18 protein-coding genes are annotated in these 18,949 nt (G+C 64.5%); 9 read left to right on the top strand and 9 right to left on the bottom strand.

Annotation, left to right across the window (positions count from 1 at the left end):
- Positions 1 to 117 precede the first annotated feature (117 nt).
- The 6 genes from metH to AWB82_RS04905 form a co-directional block, all read right to left on the bottom strand.
- Positions 118 to 2,856, bottom strand: coding sequence for a methionine synthase (gene metH, locus AWB82_RS04930; RefSeq protein WP_268811018.1), 2,739 nt, complete (start codon positions 2,854 to 2,856; stop codon positions 118 to 120).
- Positions 2,857 to 2,869: 13 nt separating this feature from the next.
- Positions 2,870 to 3,931, bottom strand: a complete 1,062-nt coding sequence (locus AWB82_RS04925; protein ID WP_086966038.1) for a homocysteine S-methyltransferase family protein — start codon at positions 3,929 to 3,931, stop codon at positions 2,870 to 2,872.
- 221 nt (positions 3,932 to 4,152) lie between these two features.
- Positions 4,153 to 4,410: a BTH_I0359 family protein gene (locus AWB82_RS04920; protein ID WP_086966037.1), complete on the bottom strand. Its 258-nt coding sequence runs from the start codon at positions 4,408 to 4,410 to the stop codon at positions 4,153 to 4,155.
- Positions 4,411 to 4,547: 137 nt separating this feature from the next.
- Complete coding sequence (locus tag AWB82_RS04915; RefSeq protein WP_086966036.1) at positions 4,548 to 5,336, bottom strand: alpha/beta fold hydrolase; 789 nt, start codon at positions 5,334 to 5,336, stop codon at positions 4,548 to 4,550.
- 101 nt (positions 5,337 to 5,437) lie between these two features.
- A complete protein-coding gene (locus AWB82_RS04910; RefSeq protein ID WP_086966035.1) occupies positions 5,438 to 6,649 on the bottom strand; it encodes a DUF3108 domain-containing protein in 1,212 nt (403 codons plus the stop codon).
- A gap of 98 nt (positions 6,650 to 6,747) precedes the next feature.
- Positions 6,748 to 7,569 carry an IclR family transcriptional regulator gene (locus AWB82_RS04905; RefSeq protein ID WP_086966034.1) on the bottom strand — a complete coding sequence of 274 codons (822 nt, stop codon included), beginning with the start codon at positions 7,567 to 7,569 and terminating at the stop codon, positions 6,748 to 6,750.
- A gap of 111 nt (positions 7,570 to 7,680) precedes the next feature.
- On the opposite strand from AWB82_RS04905, the gene AWB82_RS04900 reads away from it, so the two are divergent.
- The 7 genes from AWB82_RS04900 (at position 7,681) to rfaE2 (ending at position 14,748) form a co-directional block, all read left to right on the top strand.
- Entirely contained in the window at positions 7,681 to 8,667 is a 987-nt protein-coding gene (locus AWB82_RS04900; protein ID WP_086966033.1) for a fumarylacetoacetate hydrolase family protein, read from the top strand.
- Between the two features lie 111 nt (positions 8,668 to 8,778).
- Positions 8,779 to 9,948: an ABC transporter substrate-binding protein gene (locus AWB82_RS04895; RefSeq protein WP_086966032.1), complete on the top strand. Its 1,170-nt coding sequence runs from the start codon at positions 8,779 to 8,781 to the stop codon at positions 9,946 to 9,948.
- A gap of 19 nt (positions 9,949 to 9,967) precedes the next feature.
- Entirely contained in the window at positions 9,968 to 10,795 is an 828-nt protein-coding gene (locus AWB82_RS04890; RefSeq protein ID WP_086966031.1) for an enoyl-CoA hydratase/isomerase family protein, read from the top strand.
- Between the two features lie 36 nt (positions 10,796 to 10,831).
- The gene (locus tag AWB82_RS04885) at positions 10,832 to 11,602 is read left to right on the top strand and encodes a PhaM family polyhydroxyalkanoate granule multifunctional regulatory protein (RefSeq protein WP_086966030.1); all 771 of its coding nucleotides are present in this window, start codon (positions 10,832 to 10,834) and stop codon (positions 11,600 to 11,602) included.
- Positions 11,603 to 11,873: 271 nt separating this feature from the next.
- On the top strand, positions 11,874 to 12,875 hold the full coding sequence (locus tag AWB82_RS04880; protein WP_086966159.1) for a MerR family transcriptional regulator: 1,002 nt from the start codon (positions 11,874 to 11,876) through the stop codon (positions 12,873 to 12,875).
- Positions 12,876 to 13,267: 392 nt separating this feature from the next.
- On the top strand, positions 13,268 to 14,143 hold the full coding sequence (locus AWB82_RS04875; RefSeq protein WP_086966029.1) for a ferritin family protein: 876 nt from the start codon (positions 13,268 to 13,270) through the stop codon (positions 14,141 to 14,143).
- A 122-nt stretch (positions 14,144 to 14,265) separates the two neighbouring features.
- Positions 14,266 to 14,748 (top strand): D-glycero-beta-D-manno-heptose 1-phosphate adenylyltransferase, encoded by a 483-nt coding sequence (rfaE2, locus tag AWB82_RS04870; RefSeq protein ID WP_086966028.1) that lies wholly within the window; start codon positions 14,266 to 14,268, stop codon positions 14,746 to 14,748.
- Positions 14,749 to 14,761: 13 nt separating this feature from the next.
- Here rfaE2 and AWB82_RS04865 read toward each other — a convergent pair whose 3' ends face one another.
- Genes AWB82_RS04865 through AWB82_RS04855 form a run of 3 tightly spaced genes read right to left on the bottom strand, consistent with a single transcriptional unit; the run spans position 14,762 to position 16,741 of the window.
- On the bottom strand, positions 14,762 to 15,001 hold the full coding sequence (locus AWB82_RS04865; RefSeq protein WP_086966027.1) for a hypothetical protein: 240 nt from the start codon (positions 14,999 to 15,001) through the stop codon (positions 14,762 to 14,764).
- Between the two features lie 34 nt (positions 15,002 to 15,035).
- Positions 15,036 to 15,857, bottom strand: coding sequence for a type III pantothenate kinase (locus AWB82_RS04860; protein ID WP_086966026.1), 822 nt, complete (start codon positions 15,855 to 15,857; stop codon positions 15,036 to 15,038).
- Complete coding sequence (locus AWB82_RS04855; protein WP_086966025.1) at positions 15,854 to 16,741, bottom strand: biotin--[acetyl-CoA-carboxylase] ligase; 888 nt, start codon at positions 16,739 to 16,741, stop codon at positions 15,854 to 15,856. Before AWB82_RS04855 ends, AWB82_RS04860 begins: the two co-directional genes overlap by 4 nt.
- Before the next feature lie 191 nt (positions 16,742 to 16,932).
- Here AWB82_RS04855 and AWB82_RS04850 point away from each other — a divergent pair, with 191 nt between their 5' ends.
- Both AWB82_RS04850 and AWB82_RS04845 read left to right on the top strand, forming a co-directional pair.
- A complete protein-coding gene (locus AWB82_RS04850; RefSeq protein ID WP_086966024.1) occupies positions 16,933 to 18,060 on the top strand; it encodes an MlaE family ABC transporter permease in 1,128 nt (375 codons plus the stop codon).
- Positions 18,061 to 18,065: 5 nt separating this feature from the next.
- Positions 18,066 to 18,944: an ABC transporter ATP-binding protein gene (locus AWB82_RS04845; RefSeq protein WP_086966023.1), complete on the top strand. Its 879-nt coding sequence runs from the start codon at positions 18,066 to 18,068 to the stop codon at positions 18,942 to 18,944.
- Positions 18,945 to 18,949 lie beyond the last annotated feature (5 nt).

Genomic DNA, 18,949 nt, shown 5'->3' with positions numbered 1-18,949 from the left:
TTGGCGGTCGCGACGACAGCCTTATCGCGCTGACAAGTCTACGGAAATCAAAAATTTCCCGCCGGTTCCGTGCATATTCCCGCTATCAGTTGCGCGATATGTTGTTTTGGCGTGACTTCAGCGCTGCGGCGCAAGCGCGCGTTCCGCATCGGCCGTTGACAAGTCCATGCGCTGCGCGTAGCTCGCGAGTTGATCGTCGCCGATTTTGCCGACCGAAAAGTACGTGCTGTCCGGATGCGCGATATAGAAGCCCGACACGCTCGCGGCCGGCAGCATCGCGAGCGATTCGGTCACGCTCATGCCGATCTCGTTTGCCTGAAGCACTCCGAACATGTCGCGCTTCACGAGGTGATCCGGGCACGCCGGATAACCCGGCGCCGGACGAATGCCGACGTATTTCTCGGCGATCAGCGCGTCGTTGTCGAGCGTCTCGTTCGATGCGTAGCCCCAGAGGTCGCGGCGCACGCGCGCATGCAGCGCTTCGGCGAAGGCTTCCGCGAAACGGTCGGCCAGTGCCTTGAGCATGATCGCGCTGTAATCGTCGTGATCGGCTTCGAACTGTTGTTCCTTTTTATCGACGCCCAAGCCCGCCGTAACCGCGAACATGCCGATGTAGTCCTTCACGCCCGAATCCTTCGGCGCGATGAAATCGGCGAGCGAGCGGTTCGGGCGCATGACGCCGTCGACGACCGGACGCACGCTCTGCTGGCGCAGGTTGCGCCACGTCATTGCGACTTGCGAGCGCGATTCGTCCGTGTAGATTTCGATGTCGTCGTCGTTCACGGTGTTCGCGGGCAAGAGCGTGACGACGCCGTTCGCCGTCAGCCAGCGGCCCTGAATGAGGCGCGAAAGCATCGACTTGCCGTCGGAGAATACGCGCCGCGCCGACTCGCCGACGATCTCGTCATTGAGAATCGCGGGATACGGACCGGCGAGATCCCACGTCTGAAAGAACGGACCCCAGTCGATGTAGTTCGCCAGTTCCGCAAGATCGTAGTTCTTGAAGACGCGCCGCCCGATGAAGCTCGGCTTCTTTGGCGTGTACGCGCTCCAGTCGATCTTCGTCTTGTTGGCGCGCGCCTCGTCGTACTTGACCATTGGCTGCGCTTTGCGGTTCGCGTGCTGCGTGCGGATGCGGTCGTAGTCGTTCTTCAGATCATCGAGATACTTCGCCGCGCCTTCGTCCGACAACAGGCTCGACGCCACCGACACCGAACGCGACGCGTCCGGCACGTACACGACCGGCCCTTCGTAATGCGGCGCGATCTTGACCGCGGTGTGCACGCGCGAAGTCGTCGCGCCGCCGATGAGCAGCGGCGTTTGCTTGCCGCGGAAATATTCGTCGCGCTGCATTTCGGACGCGACGTAAGCCATTTCTTCGAGGCTCGGCGTGATGAGCCCCGAAAGCCCGATGATGTCCGCGCCTTCTTCCTTCGCCTTCTGAAGAATCGTGGCGCAGGGCACCATCACGCCCATGTTGACCACTTCGAAGTTGTTGCACTGGAGCACGACCGACACGATGTTCTTGCCGATGTCGTGCACATCGCCCTTCACGGTCGCGATGACGATCTTGCCCTTCGGCCGCACGTCCGCGCCTGCATCGGCGAGTCGCTTCTTTTCTTCTTCGATGAACGGAATCAGATGCGCGACGGCCTGCTTCATCACGCGCGCCGATTTCACGACTTGCGGCAGGAACATCTTGCCTTGCCCGAAGAGATCGCCGACAACGTTCATGCCGTCCATCAGCGGGCCTTCGATCACGTTGATCGGACGGCCGCCGGCCTTGTCGATCTTCGCGCGCACTTCTTCCGTATCTTCGACGATGAAGTTCGTGATGCCATGCACGAGCGCATGCGACAGGCGCGCCTCGACCGGCTGATTGCGCCATTCGAGGTTTTCTTCCTTCTTCGCGGCGCCGGTCTTAAACTTGTCGGCGACTTCGAGCAGACGATCCGTGCCGTCTTCTCGACGGTTCAGCACGACGTCTTCGACTTTCTCGCGCAACTCGGGATCGAGATCGGCATACACGCCCAACTGCCCCGCGTTCACGATGCCCATGTCCATGCCCGCCTGAATCGCGTGATACAGGAACACGGTGTGAATCGCCTCGCGCACGGGATCGTTGCCGCGAAACGAGAACGACACGTTCGACACGCCGCCGCTCACTTTCGCATGCGGCAGGTTCTGCTTGATCCAGCGCGTCGCGTTGATGAAATCGACCGCGTAGTTGTTGTGCTCCTCGATGCCCGTCGCGATCGCGAAGATGTTCGGGTCGAAGATGATGTCTTCCGGCTCGAAGCCGGCTTCGCTCACGAGAATGTCATACGAACGCTTGCAGATTTGGGTCTTGCGCTCGAACGTGTCGGCCTGGCCTTGCTCGTCGAACGCCATCACGACCGATGCCGCGCCGTATCGGCGAATCAGTTTGGCGTGGTGAACGAACTGCTCCTTGCCTTCCTTCAGCGAGATCGAATTGACAATAGCCTTGCCTTGCACGCACTTCAGGCCCGCTTCGATCACCTCCCACTTCGACGAGTCGATCATGATCGGCACGCGCGCGATATCCGGCTCCGACGCGATGAGATTCAGAAAGCGCACCATCGCGGCTTTCGAATCGAGCATGGCTTCGTCCATGTTGATATCGATGACCTGCGCGCCGTTCTCGACCTGCTGGCGCGCGACGGCGAGCGCTTCGTCGAACTGGCCGTTCAGGATCATGCGCGCGAACGCCTTCGAGCCGGTCACGTTCGTGCGCTCGCCGACATTGATGAAAAGCGAGTCGTCGGTGACGTTGAACGGCTCCAGGCCGGAGAGGCGCATCGTGTGATCGGTCATGTCTTGTATCTCTTTATCGATGTCAGGCTGCCGCTTACGCAACTTCGCGATACTGCGACGGGAACGCGCGCGGTTTTACTTCGGCGAGCGCCTTCGCGATTTCCGCGATGTGCTCTGGCGTCGTGCCGCAGCAACCGCCCGCGACATTCACGAGGCCGGCGCTCGCGAATTCCTTCAGCAATCCGGAGGTTACGTCAGGCGTTTCGTCGAAGCCGGTGTCGCTCATCGGATTCGGCAGGCCCGCGTTCGGATAGCAGGACACGTAGGTATCGCAGAGCTTCGCCAGCTCGGCGATGTACGGGCGCATCAGCGCGGCGCCGAGCGCGCAGTTCAGGCCGAACGTGAGCGGCTTCGCGTGACGCAGCGAGTTCCAGAACGCCTCGACCGTTTGCCCGGACAAAATGCGGCCCGATGCATCGGTGACGGTGCCGGAAATCATGATCGGCAGGAGTTCGCCGGTGTCTTCGAACAGTTGATCGAGCGCGAACAACGCGGCCTTTGCGTTGAGCGTGTCGAAGATCGTTTCGACGAGAAACAGATCGCAGCCGGCGTCGAGCAGCGCTTTCGCCTGTTCGTAGTACGCGTCGCGCAGTTCGTCGAAGCTCACGTTGCGCGCGCCCGGATCGTTCACGTCCGGCGAAATGCTCGCGGTCTTCGGCGTCGGTCCGATCGCGCCCGCGACGAAGCGCGGCCGCTCCGGCGTCGAATACTTTTCGCAGGCTTCGCGCGCGAGCTTCGCCGACTCGGTGTTCATCTCCGCCGCGAGGTCTTCCATGCCGTAATCGGCCTGCGCGACGCGCGTGGCGCCGAACGTGTTGGTTTCCAGAATGTCCGCGCCCGCCGCCAGATACTGCTCGTGAATTTCGCGGATGACCTGCGGCTGCGTGATCGACAACAGTTCGTTGTTGCCCTTGATGTCGCGTCCGTAGTCCTTGAAGCGCTCGCCGCGATACGCGGATTCGTCGAGCTTGTAGCGCTGGATCATCGTGCCCATCGCGCCGTCGAGAATCAGGATGCGTTTTTGCAGCAGCGCGGGCAGCGCTGCGCCGCGCGTGTAGGCGCGCGCGGGGGCTTTAGGAATGGCGTTCTGGGTCATGACGGACGAGGCCTGCACCGAATATGAAATAGCCTGACATTGTAGCCGCAGCGCGCAACGGTCGCTCCCGGCAGACGGGCGTTTGCGCGATACCGGCCGGCAAAAAAGAACCCCGCCGGTTGCGGGGCGGGGTCTTTGGGAACAGCGAATGTCGCCTGAAGCCGCCGGTCCGGGCGGCGGCGGGCGCGAGCGGCGTCGTGCCGCTCGCGCGCGTGCATGCATCAGTGGAGCACGACGGGTTGGTTCATCAAGACATCGAACTGGCCGAGGAATTCATCGACATCCTCAAGCGACGGCTCTTCAGCGATCAACTTTTGCACGTGCTCGCGAAACTTCGCCGCGAGCGCGCCTTCGATGAAGATTTCCCGCTGCGTGTTCTTGTCGACGATCTCGTAGCCGCCAGCCTTCATGGCGAGGTGATTGTCTTGCGGCGGAAATTCGACGACGCAATAATTGGGGCTGTTGTAGATCATTTGCATGGCGACACTCCTTATTCCTTGTTTGCTCCGTGGCAATCCTGAAGCGTAGTTGGAGCGACTAGGTTGGAATTCAAGGGGTGGCCTCGACGTGATGCCGGTTGTATCGAGGCTTTCTTTTGCAACAAAAACAGGAAGAATCAGCTCGAATCGCGCAAGAAGTTTCCCAGTAAAGCGGAGAAGCGCTGCGATTCCTCCACCGGTGTCAGGTGCGCGGCGTCAAGTAATTCGAATCGGGCGCCCGGCACCGTGTCTGCGACAAGCCTTGAAGCAGCATGCGGCGTGCCAACGTCCCGTTCACCCGCGACGACGAGCGTGCGCTGCTTCACAGAGGGCAGTTCGTCTCGCGCATCGAAACGACTTACCGCCTCCGCCGCACGCGCGAAACCTTCGGCGGGCGTGCGTGCGATCGTATCCGCGATTGGCTCGACCACTTCCGGATGCGCCTTGCGGAATTCAGGCGTGAGCCAGCGTTCCAGCGTCGCTTCCACGATACTCGCTGTCCCGTTTTCACGCACGGAAGCTGCGCGTTGCGCGAAGGCCGGACGCGCATCCTCGGGGATGAAGGCCGGCGCGCCGACGACAGTCAGAGAATCCACTTTGTCCGCGTGGTTGATCGCGAGCTTCTGCGCGACCATGCCGCCGATCGACAGTCCCACGACATGCGCCGAAGGCGCGCCGAGCTTGTCGAGCAGTTGGGCGAGATCGTCGGCGAGGTCGTCGATCGTAAACGAATCCGGCGACACGCTCGTCTCGCCATGCCCGCGCAGGTCGTAGCGCAACACGGTGAAGTCGTCGCGAAAGTAGCCGGCCATCTGGTCCCAAACCGAAAGATCGCCAGCCAGTTGATGGATGAAGACGAGCCAGGGGCCGCCGCCTTCGTTGTCGAGAACATAGCGTGTATCGATGCGATTGATCGTCAACTGCATATCGGCTCCGTGAAGAATGCGGTTTGCGATGCTGTTTCCGATTGACTGCGCGAGATGACGCGCTTACGTCGTGCCTGACATGACGGAGTGTGACGGCCGCGTTACGGATTGTCCGCGGGGTTGTCCATGGCAGGCATGCTGGGCGCGGCGGGCGCGGATTCCTCGGACGCAGCTTGCGTGCCCGAGGCGGCGTCGTGTGCTTCCGGCGCCGGCGTGGCGAGCTTTCCGGCCCAGAGCAGCTCGATTTGCAGTCCGTTCGGCTCGGTTTGCAGAATTCGCACGGGCAGCCAGCCGATCGACGGCGCGAGCCAGATGTCGAGCTTGCGGCGATCGCCTTCCTTGCGCGGCAGACGCGTGAAGTGACGCGCAGTCGTGAAGCCGCCGCGCGCCTGCACGGTTTCGTCGCCGACGGTTTCGATCGGCCAGATTTCGTTGCTGTCGTTGTCCGCGACGCTGAACTGCCGCGTGACGCCCGGCTTGTATTTGTCCGGCGCGCCGCGCACGAGGCTCGCCAGTTGCATGACGACGCTAAAGCGGTCCTGCGCGCCGTCCGCGAGCGGGCGGCTTTGCGGCGTTTTCGTGTAGACGATCTGCTTCGTGTCGCGGTTAAAGATCGCGATGTCGGCGGCGCGGCGGCCGCGTTGCTCGGAATACTGCTCCGGCGCGATGCCGAATCCGTGGATATGACCCTTGCTCGAATATACGAATGGACCGACGAAAGGCACCGGGATCGAGACGACCATCTCGTAATGCTGGCCGTCGTTGCTCCAGTGGATCGTGCCGGTCTGATTTATCACGCCGTTCACGAGCGTGTCGTAACGTAACTCGCCCGAGGGCGGAACGCTGAACTTGTCGCCCGATGCGACGGCAGGCTGAGACGCTGGCGCCTGGTCCGATTGCGCGGGCGCTGAAGCGGCGGACGCGCTCGCGGCCGGAGCCGTCGCAAGCGACGCAGCGTCCGGCTTCGGCGTCGCGGCGGTCAAAATCGGAGCGGGCGCGGGCGCGGCCGCTGGTTTCGGCGCAGGCGCGGCGGGTTTCGGCGGCGCAGGTTTCGGCGCGGCGGGCGGCGTGGGCGCGGGCGGCGCAATGGGCTTGGGCGTCAGCAATTCCACCTGCACGGGCGGCGCTTCGGGCGGCGCGTTCGCCGGTTGCCGATTGTGCTCGATCCACCGCACGGCGCTCAAATGCAAGCCCGCGACGATCAGCACGGCCAGCACCCAGCGTCCCCAGCGGCGCGGCGTGGCGGATTCGACGGCCGCGTCGAGCGGCTCGCCCGATGCGGGGCGAGTACGGCGGAATTGAAACAGTGACATCGTGGAAGGCGTGAAAATCGCGTAGGGCGGAGGATCGGGCGAAAGGCATAAGACACGCGCGATGGAAACGATGTTCCTGGTCCCATCGACGGGCGTTGTCAGCGCTCGCCCGTTGTGTGCCCCAGTTCATACGACAGGCCGCGTGCGCACTCGCGCAACGCCGAATCGATTTCACCGCCCCAGCGCGTGTCGAACATGCCCTCGTGTCCGAGCGCGATGAGACCCAGCGCAAGCTCGCCCGTCGAGTCGAAAACCGGCGTGCAGAACGCGTGGATCGTCGGCAGCAGCATGCCTTCGACGCGCGCCGCGCCATGCTCGCGCACCTCCGCGAGGAGCGGCTCGACGTCGGCGATCGTCTGCTTGGTCGTGGCGAGTTCGCGGTCGAGCATCGGCTGCGTCTTGCTGCGCGGCAGATACGCGGCGAAAAGCAGCCCCGTCGCGGACGAAAGCAGCGGCATCACGTCGCCCAGTTTGAGCGATGCCTTCGCCGGATGGCTCGACTCCATCCAGTGCACGACGGTCGGCCCCTGATTGCCCCACACCGCGATACCGACCGTCTGATCCAGCCGGTCGCGCAACTCCGCGAGCGCGATGCGCGCGAGCCGCACGCCATCGACGCGTGCGAGCCGCGCGAGACCCATCTGCAGTGCGAAGCCGCCTAGCTCGTAGCGCCCGGAGACCGGATCCTGCGACGCGACGCCGAGCCGCAAAAAACTCACCAGATAGCGATGCGCCTTGGCCGGGCTCATGCCGGCGCGTTGCGCGAGATCGCGCAGCATCATCGCGCGCGGCTCGTTGGTGAGCACGTCGAGCAGGCGGAAGCCGACTTCGATCGATTGAATGCCGGAGCGGGTTTTTTCTTCGGCCGTATCGTGGGCGTCGAGGTTGTCTTCGTCGTCGGTAACTTGCGTGGATTGCATGAAAGAGGAAAACCGTAAAAAGGCCTATGCCGAACGGCCGGGTCGTCGGCAGCGATTCACCATCGTAAAATACATTTCCCTTAACGTCACCTCGCTCACCGGCACTGCTCCATGAAACTCGCAACTTTGAAGGACGGCACGCGCGACGGCCAGCTCGTCGTCGTCTCGCGCGATCTGCGCACGGCCGCGATCGCCGACGGAATCGTTTCGACGCTGCAACGCGCGCTCGACGATTGGGCCTTCTACGCGCCGCAACTCATGGAAGTCTACGAAGCGCTGAACGCCGGGCGCGCGCGCAACGCGTTCTCGTTCGATCCGAAAGCCTGCATGGCGCCGCTGCCGCGCGCATTTCAGTGGGCCGACGGCTCGTCGTACGTGAACCACGTCGAACTCGTGCGCCGCGCGCGCAACGCCGAAATGCCGCCCGAATTCTGGACCGACCCGCTCATGTACCAAGGCGGCAGTGACGACTTCATCGGCCCGACGGACGATATCGTGTGCGCGACGGAATCATATGGCATCGACTTCGAGGCGGAACTCGCCGTCGTCACGTCGGACGTGCACATGGCCGCGATGCCCGACGAAGCGCTGAGAAGCGTGCGCCTTCTGATGCTCGTCAACGACGTGTCGCTGCGCAATCTCATTCCCGCCGAGCTTGCCAAGGGCTTCGGCTTCTTCCAGAGCAAGCCCGCGACCGCGTTCTCGCCGGTTGCCGTCACGCCCGACGAACTCGGCGACGCGTGGCGCGAAGGCCGCGTGCATCGGCCGATGATCGTGCACTGGAACAGCAAGAAAGTCGGCCAGCCCGATTGCGGCACGGACATGGTGTTCCACTTCGGCCAGTTGATCGCGCACGCGGCAAAGACACGCAATCTGCGCGCGGGCTCGATCGTCGGCTCGGGCACGATCTCGAACAAGGACACGAAGCGCGGTTACTGCTGCATCGCCGAGAAGCGCTGTCTGGAGACGATCGAGCAGGGCGCGCCGCAGACCGAATTCATGAAATTCGGCGACAGCGTGAAGATCGAGATGTTCGACGAAGAGGGCAAGTCGATCTTCGGCGCGATCGATCAGGCGGTCGTCCAGCCCGAGCATTGAATCCGCGCGCGTCGCAACGGGTTTCGCCCGATGCGACGCGCGCCAGCCTCGCCTTACACTTTGCCGGGCTGCTTTCGCAGCCAAGAAAACGACAAAAAAAAGGAGACATCGATGGCGGCAGGCAAGTGGAAATTTCTGGCGGGCGCGGCCTTTACGCTCGCCGCGACGACGGCGGCATTCGCGCAAACGGCGCAGCACGTGAAGATCGGTCTCGTGCTCTCGCTCACGGGGCCGGCCGCGTCGCTCGGCATTCCCGCGCGGGACACCGTCGCGCTCTTGCCGAAGGAAATGGGCGGCAAGCCGGTCGATTACGTCGTGCTCGACGACGCTTCCGACACTACACAGGCCGTGCAAAGCACGAAGAAGCTGATCAGCGAGGATCAGGTCGATGCGATCATTGGTTCGTCGATCACGCCGAACTCGCTCGCAATGATCGATGTCGTGGCGCAAGGGCAAACGCCGATGATCTCGCTGGCGTCGTCGGCGAAGATCATCGAGCCCGTGGACGACAAGCGCCGCTGGGTTTTCAAGACGCCGCAAACCGACGCGATGATGGCCTCGGCGATTGCGGAGCACGCGAGCAATCACGGTGTGAAGACCATTGCGTATATCGGTCAGGCGGACGCGCTCGGCGAGACCTTCTACGCCGAAGTCGCGAAGTTCGCGCAACTGCACAAGATCGAAGTGGTCGCGAACGAGCGCTTCAATCGCACCGATCCGAGCGTGACCGGGCAGATCCTCAAGATTCTCGCGGCCAAGCCCGATGCGGTGGTCGTCGGCGCGGCCGGCACGCCCGCCGCGCTGCCGCCCAAGACGCTCGCGCAGCGCGGCTTCAAAGGCCGTATCTATCACAATCACGGCGTGGGCAACCGCGACTTCCTGCGCGTGTGCGGCGCGGATTGCAACGGCACGTTCCTGCCGGCGAGCCCGGTGCTCGTCGCCGCGCAACTGCCCGACGATCATCCGGCCAAGCGCCTCGCGCTCGAATACATCAAACTGTACGAGGCGAAGCAGGGCGCGGGCACGGTGTCCGCGTTCGGCTCGTATGCGTGGGACGCGGGCATGCTGCTCAATCGCGCGGTGCCCATTGCGATGAAAGCGGGCGCGCCCGGCACGCCGGCGTTTCGCGCCGCGCTGCGCGATGCGCTCGAAAGCACAAAGAATTTTTCCGACACCAACGGGCAGGTCAACATGACGCCCAACGATCACATCGGCCTCGATCAACGCGCGCGCGTGATGGTCGAGATCCGCGACGGCAAGTGGCTCTATCAGCCGCGCTAACCCTCAATGCGACAGCATCATGAGCGACCTCTCCATGTACGCGGGCTATAAATCGCTCGAACTGCGCCGCCATCCGCACGGCGTCCTCGAAGTCGTCATGCCTGGCGCGGGCGCGAACAAGAGCGGCCTTTCCACCGCCGACGCCAACATGCATCGCGAACTCGCGGACATCTGGCGCGACATCGATCGCGACCAGGAGACGCGCGTCGCGCTCATCCGCGGCGAAGGCAAGGGCTTTTCGGCGGGTGGCGATCTCGGGCTCGTCGAGGAGATGGCGAACGACTTCGCCGTGCGCGCGCGTGTGTGGCGCGAGGCACGCGATCTCGTCTATAACGTGATCAACTGCGGCAAGCCGATTGTCTCCGCGATGCACGGCCCGGCGGTCGGCGCGGGGCTGGTTGCGGGCTTGCTGGCCGATATCTCGATCGCGTCGAAGTCGGCGCGCATCATCGACGGGCATACGCGGCTCGGCGTCGCGGCGGGCGATCACGCGGCGATTGTCTGGCCGCTGCTGTGCGGCATGGCAAAGGCCAAGTACTATCTGCTGCTATGCGAGCCGGTGAGCGGCGAGGAAGCGGAGCGCATCGGGCTGGTGTCGCTCGCCGTCGAAGAGAACGAACTGATGCCGAAGGCGATCGAAGTCGCGAACCGCCTGGCGCAAGGTTCGCAGACCGCGATCCGCTGGACCAAGTACGCGCTCAACAACTGGCTGCGCTCGGCGGGTCCGACCTTCGATGCGTCGCTCGCGCTCGAATTCATGGGCTTCGCGGGGCCGGACGTGCACGAAGGCATGCGCTCGCTGCGTGAGCGGCGCGCGCCGGATTTTCCGGGCGGCGCGCCGTTCTGAACGACGCGAACCTCACACGAAAACAAGGAGAGTCGAATGACCGATAACGCTGGCGGCACGCCCCCCTACACGATTCCCGGTTTTCCCGGATTCGGCCAGGCCGACATGATGGGCAAGATGTGGGAACTGATGCGCCTGAATCCGTTCGCCGCCGCGATGCCGGGCGGCGGGCAGGGTATGAGTCCCTCCCTCTCGATGATGTCCGACATGCTCGCTCCGCTCACCAACATCGAAGAACTCGACAAGCGCGTGAAGGACATGCGCGCTGTCGAGCACTGGCTCAAGCTCAACCTCAACATGCTGCAATCGGCGATTCAGGCGCTGGAAGTGCAGCGCGCGACGCTCGCGACCCTGCGCGCGTTCGGCGCGTTCGCGCAGACGTCCGTCGAAAACGCGCAAAACGCGGCGACAGAGAACACGAAGACCGCGACCGCCGGCTGGCCGATGGGCGGCGCGACGAAGCCGGACGCCCCGAGGCAGCAGGAAGCGGGCGTTGCATCCGCGAGCCAGACCCCGGCCGAAGATGAGGACGCGGCGGGCAATACCTCCGAACCGCCGCCCGGCTTCGATCCGTCCGGCTGGTGGAACGTGCTGCAATCGCAGTTCAATCAGCTTGCGCATCTCGCGATGATTCAGCCCGGCATGACCGGCCCGCTCAACCCGATGGGCGCGGCGGGCGAGCAGCCGGACGCCGCAAGCGAGAACGCCGCGGCGCAACCCGCGAACCACGCCGACGACAAGCCGGAAGCAGCCGCGGCGAAGAAAGCGTCCGCGCGCAAGACGGCGCCGCGCAAGAAGCCCGGTTGAGTTTGCGCTTCCCGGCGCTCTCGTTCTGATCTCCACGCCCAGCGGCGCGCAATGCGCCGCCGGGTCTGTCTTCGTTCGATGCGCAAAGCTGCGTCGGACCGTGTCCGCGCGTCATTCACATTCACTCGTCCCGACGAAACGCATCTCAGCACGGACGCGCATTTCGATTTTGTCTATGATGAAAACTCGACGGCGCGAAAATTTGTCCAATGCACGCGTCGGGTATGTAATCTGCATCGGACTCGGCATTCGCATTCACACCGATCTGTCCATGACAAACTCAATAGAACAAGACTTCGGCCCGGAACCGATCTCCGACGACGACGGGCATGCAGAACCCACGCCGTCGCGCCCTGGGGCTGCGGGCGTCGCCGGAATCGGCATCGGCGCGATTGCTCAGGAGATTGGTCTGACGAAGGACACATTGCGTGTCTGGGAGCGCCGCTACGGATTTCCGCAGCCGATGCGCACGTCGGGCGGCGAGCGGCTGTATCCGCAGGAGCAGGTGACGAAGTTGCGGCTCGTGAAGCGTCTGCTCGACGCGGGGCATCGGCCGAGCAAGGTGCTCGGGCAATCGATCGACGTGCTGCAGCAACTGGCCGAGAGTTCGGGCGTCGGCCAGGACGCGCCGGATGCCGAGCTGGATCACCTCGTCTCGCTGTTGCGCGCGGGCGCCTACGACGACTTTCGCTTCGGCCTGCTCAAGCGCGCGACGCGCGACGGACTAGAGCGGTTCGTGCTGGATGTCGCCGCGCCGCTGGCGGCGCGCGTCGGCAACGCGTGGGCGGCGGGCACATTGCAGGTCTATCACGAACATCTGTTCAGCGAGGCGATCCAGTCGACGCTGCGCACGCTGTTACGCCCGCTCACCGACGCCGTGCGCGGTCGCGCTGGCCGTCCGCGCGTGCTGCTCACGACGCTTTCCGGCGAAGGCCACGGCCTCGGCATTCTGATGGCCGAGGCGATGTTCGCGCTCTCCGAGTGCGATTGCATGCAACTGGGGTTGCAAACGCCGCTGCACGATATCGTCGATGCGGTGTCGGCGCACAAGATCGATATCGTCGCGCTGTCGTTCACGGCCGTGCTGCCGGCGCAATCCATCGCGAACGGGCTGACTGAACTGCGCAACCTGCTGCCGCCGCACGTGCGCATCTGGGTTGGCGGCAGCAGCCCGGCGCTGCGCCGCAAGTTCGATGACGGCGTGCTCAACATCGCAGGGTTGACCCCGATCGATGAAACCGTCGCGGATTGGCGTCAATCCACCGTGCTATGATCGAAAACGCTCGCAACGTCGAGCATTGGCGCGGAAAGTTGCATGACGCCCGCATCGCAACATTGTCATGCGCGCAGGTCATACTGCGCGGCCGGCGCGGTTCCGGCAGGCACGGCGCCACTTGAACATACCTCAGGCACAGGTTTAGCTCCTCACCCACGGTAGAACAAGACGCACCACAGCAACATTTGCACGGGAAGTGCAATGTTTTCGCGGGACGCAGCGCGTTGCCGCAGCGTCAATGTGGCGCTTCGTTGTCGCTTTTCGTCTTCGGCCGACCGAATCCCGCGTAAAATTGAAAGCTTGGCTGCTTACGCGCAACGCATTTCTGCGCGTCCCGGCCGAAAGTCAATATAGATATAACGTCGCATAAGTGGCATCAGGGGTGGACTATGAACACCATGCTTTATCCGGAATTGTATAAGTCGCTGGAATCCGTCCGCTGGGATATGGAGAAGGACATTCCCTGGGACAAATTCGATGCTTCCCTGCTCACCGACGAGCAGGCCAAAACCATCAAGATGAACGCGATCACTGAATGGTCCGCTCTTCCCGCAACCGAAATGTTCCTGCGTGACAACCACCATGACAGCGACTTCTCCGCTTTCATGAGCGTGTGGTTCTTCGAGGAACAGAAGCATTCGCTCGTGCTGATGGAGTATCTGCGGCGCTTCAAGCCCGACATGGTGCCGACCGAAGAGGAGCTGCACGCGGTGCGCTTCGAGTTCGATCCGGCGCCGCCGCTCGAAACGCTGATGCTGCATTTCTGCGGCGAAATCCGCCTGAATCACTGGTATCGCCGCGCGGCCGAATGGCACACGGAACCGGTCATCAAGCACATCTACGAAACCATCTCGCGCGACGAAGCCCGCCACGGCGGCGCGTATCTGCGTTACATGAAGAAGGCGCTCGCGACCGCTGGCGACACCGCGCGTGCGGCGTTCGCGAAGATCGGCGTGCTGATGGCGTCCGCGCGCCGCACCGAAAAGCCGCTGCATCCGACCAACCTGCATGTGAATCAGGCGCTCTTCCCGCGCGACACCGTGCAGTCGCGTCTGCCCGATCCCGAATGGCTCGAACGCTGGCTGGACGACCAGATCCGCTTCGACGACAGCTGGGAGAAGAAGGTCGTCGAGCGCATTCTGCACAACCTGTCGATTCTGTTCGAGCGTTCGTTCGCGACCGCGCAGGAGTTGAATCGCTATCGCAAGGAAGTGACGTTGCGCCTGCAAGCCGCGCCGGGCGGCGCTGCCGAGCAGCCGGCCTGAATTTTCGGGCTTCGATGAACAGACGGCCCGCCGGTCAACACCGGCGGGCCGTTTTGCTTGATTCCCCGTGCGCAGCGCCGTGTCACAATGCGCGCTTTCAGCACATTGCAACGAGCGCCGCCATGCCCGCCATTTTCGAACGCAAGATCATCACGCGCGAAGCGCTCGCCGCGCGCCGTCCGGCGCTCGCCGGTCCCGTCGTTTTCACCAACGGTGTCTTCGATATTCTCCATCGCGGTCACGTGACCTATCTCGCCGATGCCAAGGCGCTCGGCGCGACGCTCATCGTCGGCGTGAACAGCGATGCGTCCGTGCGCATGCTCGGCAAGGGCGACGATCGCCCGATCAACCGCGAAGATGACCGCATGGCGCTGCTGGCGGCGCTGGAAAGCGTCGATTGGGTCGTGAAGTTCGGGGAAACGACGCCGCTGGAATTAATCGGGGCCGTGCGTCCGGACGTGCTCGTGAAGGGCGGCGATTACGACATGGACAAGCTGGCCGAATCGGCGCTCGTGCGCGGTTGGGGCGGCAAGGCGCTCGCCATCGCGTTCGAGCACGATCGATCGACGACTGCGCTGCTAAGGAAGGTCCGCGCGCAAAGCTGATTCGCGCCCGCGATCACTGTCCGAGCGGCGCGCTTTGTACGTTGGCCGCGGGCGCCGGTCCGCCGACGCGCGGCTGGTCGAACGCTTCGTCGGGACTCAGCGGGCGCGTCGCGAGCGCCTCCGGATGAACCTGCTGCAACAAGTGATGCGGCTCGCGCGCGCCGGCCGCGGGAAGCGGGCCGAACACGCCGCGCATGACCGCGAACATCAGCAAATTGGCGAGAATCAGAAGGGCGATCAGCCAGCGCAGCATTCTTGGGCTCCGTCCGTCGGTCAAATCGGAAAGGTCAGGATGAGTGGCGTGCCGTCGCGTCGCGCGCGATGAGCGCGAGGCCGGACAGCACGAGGGAATCGTGTCGCGTGTGGGGCACGTCGAGCGCGCCCGCGATTTCGTTTGCCGCGCCGCCGCCGAGCACGAGCCGCACGTCGGCGTGCCAGTCGGCTTTCAGGTCACGCCATGCGCGCTCGATCAGGCTCGCCTGCGCGAGCAGGCATCCGGCCGAGAGCGCGGCGGCGGTGTCGGTGGCGAATAGACTGCGCGTCTGATTCAGCGCCTCGCGCGCGGTTGCCGCGTCGAGCGTCGGCAATTGCGCCGTATGGCTGCCGAGCGATTCCATCATCAGAGACCAGCCGGGCGCGATCAGACCGCCCGTGAACACGCCGTCGGCGCGCAACGCTTCGAGCGTCGTCGCGGTGCCGAAGGTCGCGACCAGCAGATGCTCGCCCGGATATGCCGCGCGCGCCGCGATCATGCCGGCCCAGCGGTCGCTGCCGAGCCGCACCGGATCGGCGTAGGTATTGATCACGCCGCACTGTTCGGCGCGCGCGCGCACGACGGTGCGCGGCAGCGTCGGCCAGCGCGCGTCGAGCAGGCGCTGGATGCGGTTTTGCACCGGCATGCCCGCGACGTTCGAAATCCAGGCGCTCGACGGTGCGGGCAATTCGGACCATGCGCCGAGTGCGGCGTCGTCGGCGACGGTTGAATGATGCGCGTGTTCGAAGGCGCCGTTCACGAGCGACGCGCCGGCATCATCGACGAGCGACCACTTGATGCGGCTATTGCCCGCGTCGATGAGCAGATACGTCGCGTCGCTTGCCGATGCGTTCACGGACGTTCCTTCGCGAGACGCAGTGTGAGTTCGCCGGTCGTGACGGCGCGCGGGCCCTCGGGCGCGTCGATCAGCAACTGGCCGCCTTCGTCGACGCCCGATGCGATGCCGCGCGTCACTTCCATGCCCTGGTCGAACAGCGCGACTTCGCGTCCGGCCCACGCGTGCGCGTCGAGCCAGCGTTGGCGGAACGGCCTGAAGCCGTCGGCTTCGAATCGCGGCAGCGCCGAGTCGAGCGCGTTGAGGAGCGCGGCCAAAGTGTCCGTCAGATTGGCGTCGGGCCATGCGCGCGCGAGCGTTGCCGGCGCGGCGGCGGGCGTGGACTGAGCGGCGAGCCGGTTCGCGTCGTCGACTTGCGCGGCGAGTTGTTCCGCGCCGTGCAGGTTCATGCCGATGCCGATCACGACCGCCGTCGCCTCAGGCGTGTTCCAGGCGGTTTCGATGAGAATCCCGGCGAGCTTGCCGTCGTCGAGCAGCACGTCGTTCGGCCATTTCAGCGCCGGACGCGCGGAAGGCGTGAGCGGCAGATGCGCGAGCGCGTCGAGTACCGCGGTGCCGATGGCGAGACTCAGGCCGGACAGCCCTTCGATCGGCCGCCGCAGAACGCAGCCGACCGACATCAGCAGCGCATTGCCGGGTTCGGCGAGCCACGCGCGGCCGCGCCGTCCGCGTCCGGCGGTTTGCGAATACGCGACGCGCACGATCGGCGAGGGCGTGCCGTCGCGTCGCGAGGCGCGCAACTGCTCCATCAGGTCGGCGTTGGTCGAGCCCGTTTCGTCGACGATGTCGATGGTCCAGTCGCGAGCGGGCCGCTCGGCAAGCGTCGCGAGCCGGCTGCAATCGACGCGCCAGGGCGCGTCGGGGGCGAAAGGGGAGGAGTTCATGGCGGGTATTGTAGCCGTGGGATGAGCGAGCGACGCCCCCGAACGTCGCCCCGCTTCGACGCGTCGGCGAAATTCGGCCGTCCGGCGTAAGCACAGCGGAAATCTTGCCGCATTCACCATCCGCGCCGCCGCGACACTCTTCGCTACAATGTCCTCTCCCTTTTAACCGCGTCTCATCGCGCCATCAATCCTTGGACTTCGACACGCCGCCGCGCCTAAGAGTGGAAGCCGGTCTGCAGGGCAAGGTGGTCCGGCTATCGGGCCAGTGGACCGCGCTCGCGCTCGCCCGCGACCGCGCGAAGAGCGGCGTCACGCGGCGTCTGCGCGCCATCGGGCGCGAGGCGATCGGCCAGTGGGATCTGCTTTCCGTCGAGCGGCTCGATCACGTCGGCGGTCAGGCGCTCTGGCGCGTCTGGGGCCGAAAGATGCCCGCGACCATCGCGCTGTCCGACACGCAGCGCGAGATCTTCGAGCGCGTCGCGCTGCTCGATGCCGAACGCGAGGAACCCGAGCCCGTCGATCGCGTCGATCCGGTCACGCGTCTCGGCCAGCTCATCTTCGATTTCTTCGATCACCTGTACGACGGCCTCGCGATGTTCGGCGCGTTCATGCTCGATCTCGTCGGGCTCGTTCGGCGTCCGCAGCGCATTCCGTGGACGGAAATCTCCGCGAACATCTACAGCGCCGGCGCGCAGGCGCTCGCGATCACCGCGCTCGTCGCGTTTCTGATCGGCATCGTGCTGAGTTATTTGTCCGCGCAGCAGTTGCAGGCGTTCGGCGCGAACCAGTACATCGTGAACATCCTCGGGCTCTCGGTGATCCGCGAGCTTGGGCCGGTGCTCTCGGCGATTCTCGTCGCCGGCCGCTCGGGTTCCGCGATCACCGCGCAGATCGGCGTGATGCGCGTCACGGAAGAACTCGACGCGATGCAGGTCATGGGCATTCCGCACGGTCTGCGTCTCGTGTTGCCGCGCGTGCTCGCGCTCGGCATCGCGATGCCGCTGCTCGTCATGTGGACCAACATCGTCGCGTTGACGGGCGGCGCCCTCGCGGCGAAGCTCGTGCTGTCCATCGACATGAACTTCTTCATTCGCTCGCTGCCGTCGGTCGTGCCGATCGCCAATCTGTGGATCGGCCTCGGCAAGGGCGTCGTGTTCGGCATGCTGATCGCGCTCGCTGCGTGTCACTTCGGCTTTCGCATCAAGGCCAATTCGCAGAGTCTCGGCGAAGGCACGACTACGTCGGTGGTGACGTCGATCACCATCGTGATTCTCGCCGACGCCGTCTTCGCGATCCTCTTCCAGCACGTCGGACTCTGACCGCCATGTCGACCACGCTCGCCACCGCCGTTCGCCACCAGCCGCCGCCCGTCATCGCGGAGCCGGTGATCGAAGTGCGCGATCTCACCAAGCGCTACGGGCGCACGGTGATTCACGAGCATCTGAATCTGGATGTGCGGCGCGGCGAGATCGTCGCGTTGCTGGGCGGCTCGGGCTCGGGCAAGACCACGCTCGTGCGGCAGATGCTCGGGTTGGAATCGCCGACATCGGGCACTATTCGCGTGCTCGGCGAAGAATGGGCGCGCATGGACGAGGAAACCGCCAAGATGCTGCGCACGCGCTCCGGGATGATGTTTCAGCAAGGCGCGTTGTTTTCGTCGCTGACCGTGTACGACAACATCGCGCAACCGTTTCGCGAACTCGGCAAGATTCCCGAGGACCTGATCCGCGAGTTCGTCATGCTGAAGCTCGAAATGGTCGGCCTGTCGTGCAAGCACGCGAGCAAGATGCCGTCGGCGTTGTCCGGCGGAATGGTGAAGCGCGTGGGCATCGCGCGGGCGATCGCGCTCGAACCCGAATTGCTCTTTCTCGACGAACCGACCGCCGGTCTCGATCCGAAGGCGTCGGACGAGTTCGTCGATCTGATCGCGACGCTGCATCGCGCGCTCGGGCTGACGGTCGTGCTGGTCACGCACGATCTCGATACGATGGTCGCGCTTTCCACGCGCGTCGCCGTGCTGGCGGATCGTCGCGTGCTCGTCGCGGCGCCGGTGGAGGAAGCGTGCGCGGTGGATCATCCGTTCATCCGCGAGTATTTTCTGGGGCGGCGCGGGCGCCGCGCGCTGCAAGCCCTGCCGCCTGACCGTCGCGCGAAGCTGCCGCCCGCCGCGCTCGAAGACGCGCCGATCGCCGTGAACAAGTAAGCGCG

Source organism: Caballeronia glebae (assembly GCF_001545035.1).
GTDB classification, from domain to species: domain Bacteria; phylum Pseudomonadota; class Gammaproteobacteria; order Burkholderiales; family Burkholderiaceae; genus Caballeronia; species Caballeronia glebae.
The sequence above is the reverse complement of the archived record's forward strand: the minus strand, read 5'-3'. Positions and strand labels throughout refer to the sequence as shown.

Coding starts and splice junctions, on each gene's coding strand:
- rfaE2 (WP_086966028.1), top strand. CDS start 14,266: ATGCCCGCCATTTTCGAACGCAAGATCATCACGCGCGAAGCGCTCGCC.
- AWB82_RS04905 (WP_086966034.1), bottom strand. CDS start 7,569: ATGCAATCCACGCAAGTTACCGACGACGAAGACAACCTCGACGCCCAC.
- AWB82_RS04900 (WP_086966033.1), top strand. CDS start 7,681: ATGAAACTCGCAACTTTGAAGGACGGCACGCGCGACGGCCAGCTCGTC.
- AWB82_RS04895 (WP_086966032.1), top strand. CDS start 8,779: ATGGCGGCAGGCAAGTGGAAATTTCTGGCGGGCGCGGCCTTTACGCTC.
- AWB82_RS04880 (WP_086966159.1), top strand. CDS start 11,874: ATGACAAACTCAATAGAACAAGACTTCGGCCCGGAACCGATCTCCGAC.
- AWB82_RS04890 (WP_086966031.1), top strand. CDS start 9,968: ATGAGCGACCTCTCCATGTACGCGGGCTATAAATCGCTCGAACTGCGC.
- AWB82_RS04875 (WP_086966029.1), top strand. CDS start 13,268: ATGAACACCATGCTTTATCCGGAATTGTATAAGTCGCTGGAATCCGTC.
- AWB82_RS04920 (WP_086966037.1), bottom strand. CDS start 4,410: ATGCAAATGATCTACAACAGCCCCAATTATTGCGTCGTCGAATTTCCG.
- AWB82_RS04925 (WP_086966038.1), bottom strand. CDS start 3,931: ATGACCCAGAACGCCATTCCTAAAGCCCCCGCGCGCGCCTACACGCGC.
- AWB82_RS04915 (WP_086966036.1), bottom strand. CDS start 5,336: ATGCAGTTGACGATCAATCGCATCGATACACGCTATGTTCTCGACAAC.
- AWB82_RS04910 (WP_086966035.1), bottom strand. CDS start 6,649: ATGTCACTGTTTCAATTCCGCCGTACTCGCCCCGCATCGGGCGAGCCG.
- AWB82_RS04855 (WP_086966025.1), bottom strand. CDS start 16,741: ATGAACTCCTCCCCTTTCGCCCCCGACGCGCCCTGGCGCGTCGATTGC.
- AWB82_RS04885 (WP_086966030.1), top strand. CDS start 10,832: ATGACCGATAACGCTGGCGGCACGCCCCCCTACACGATTCCCGGTTTT.
- AWB82_RS04845 (WP_086966023.1), top strand. CDS start 18,066: ATGTCGACCACGCTCGCCACCGCCGTTCGCCACCAGCCGCCGCCCGTC.
- AWB82_RS04865 (WP_086966027.1), bottom strand. CDS start 15,001: ATGCTGCGCTGGCTGATCGCCCTTCTGATTCTCGCCAATTTGCTGATG.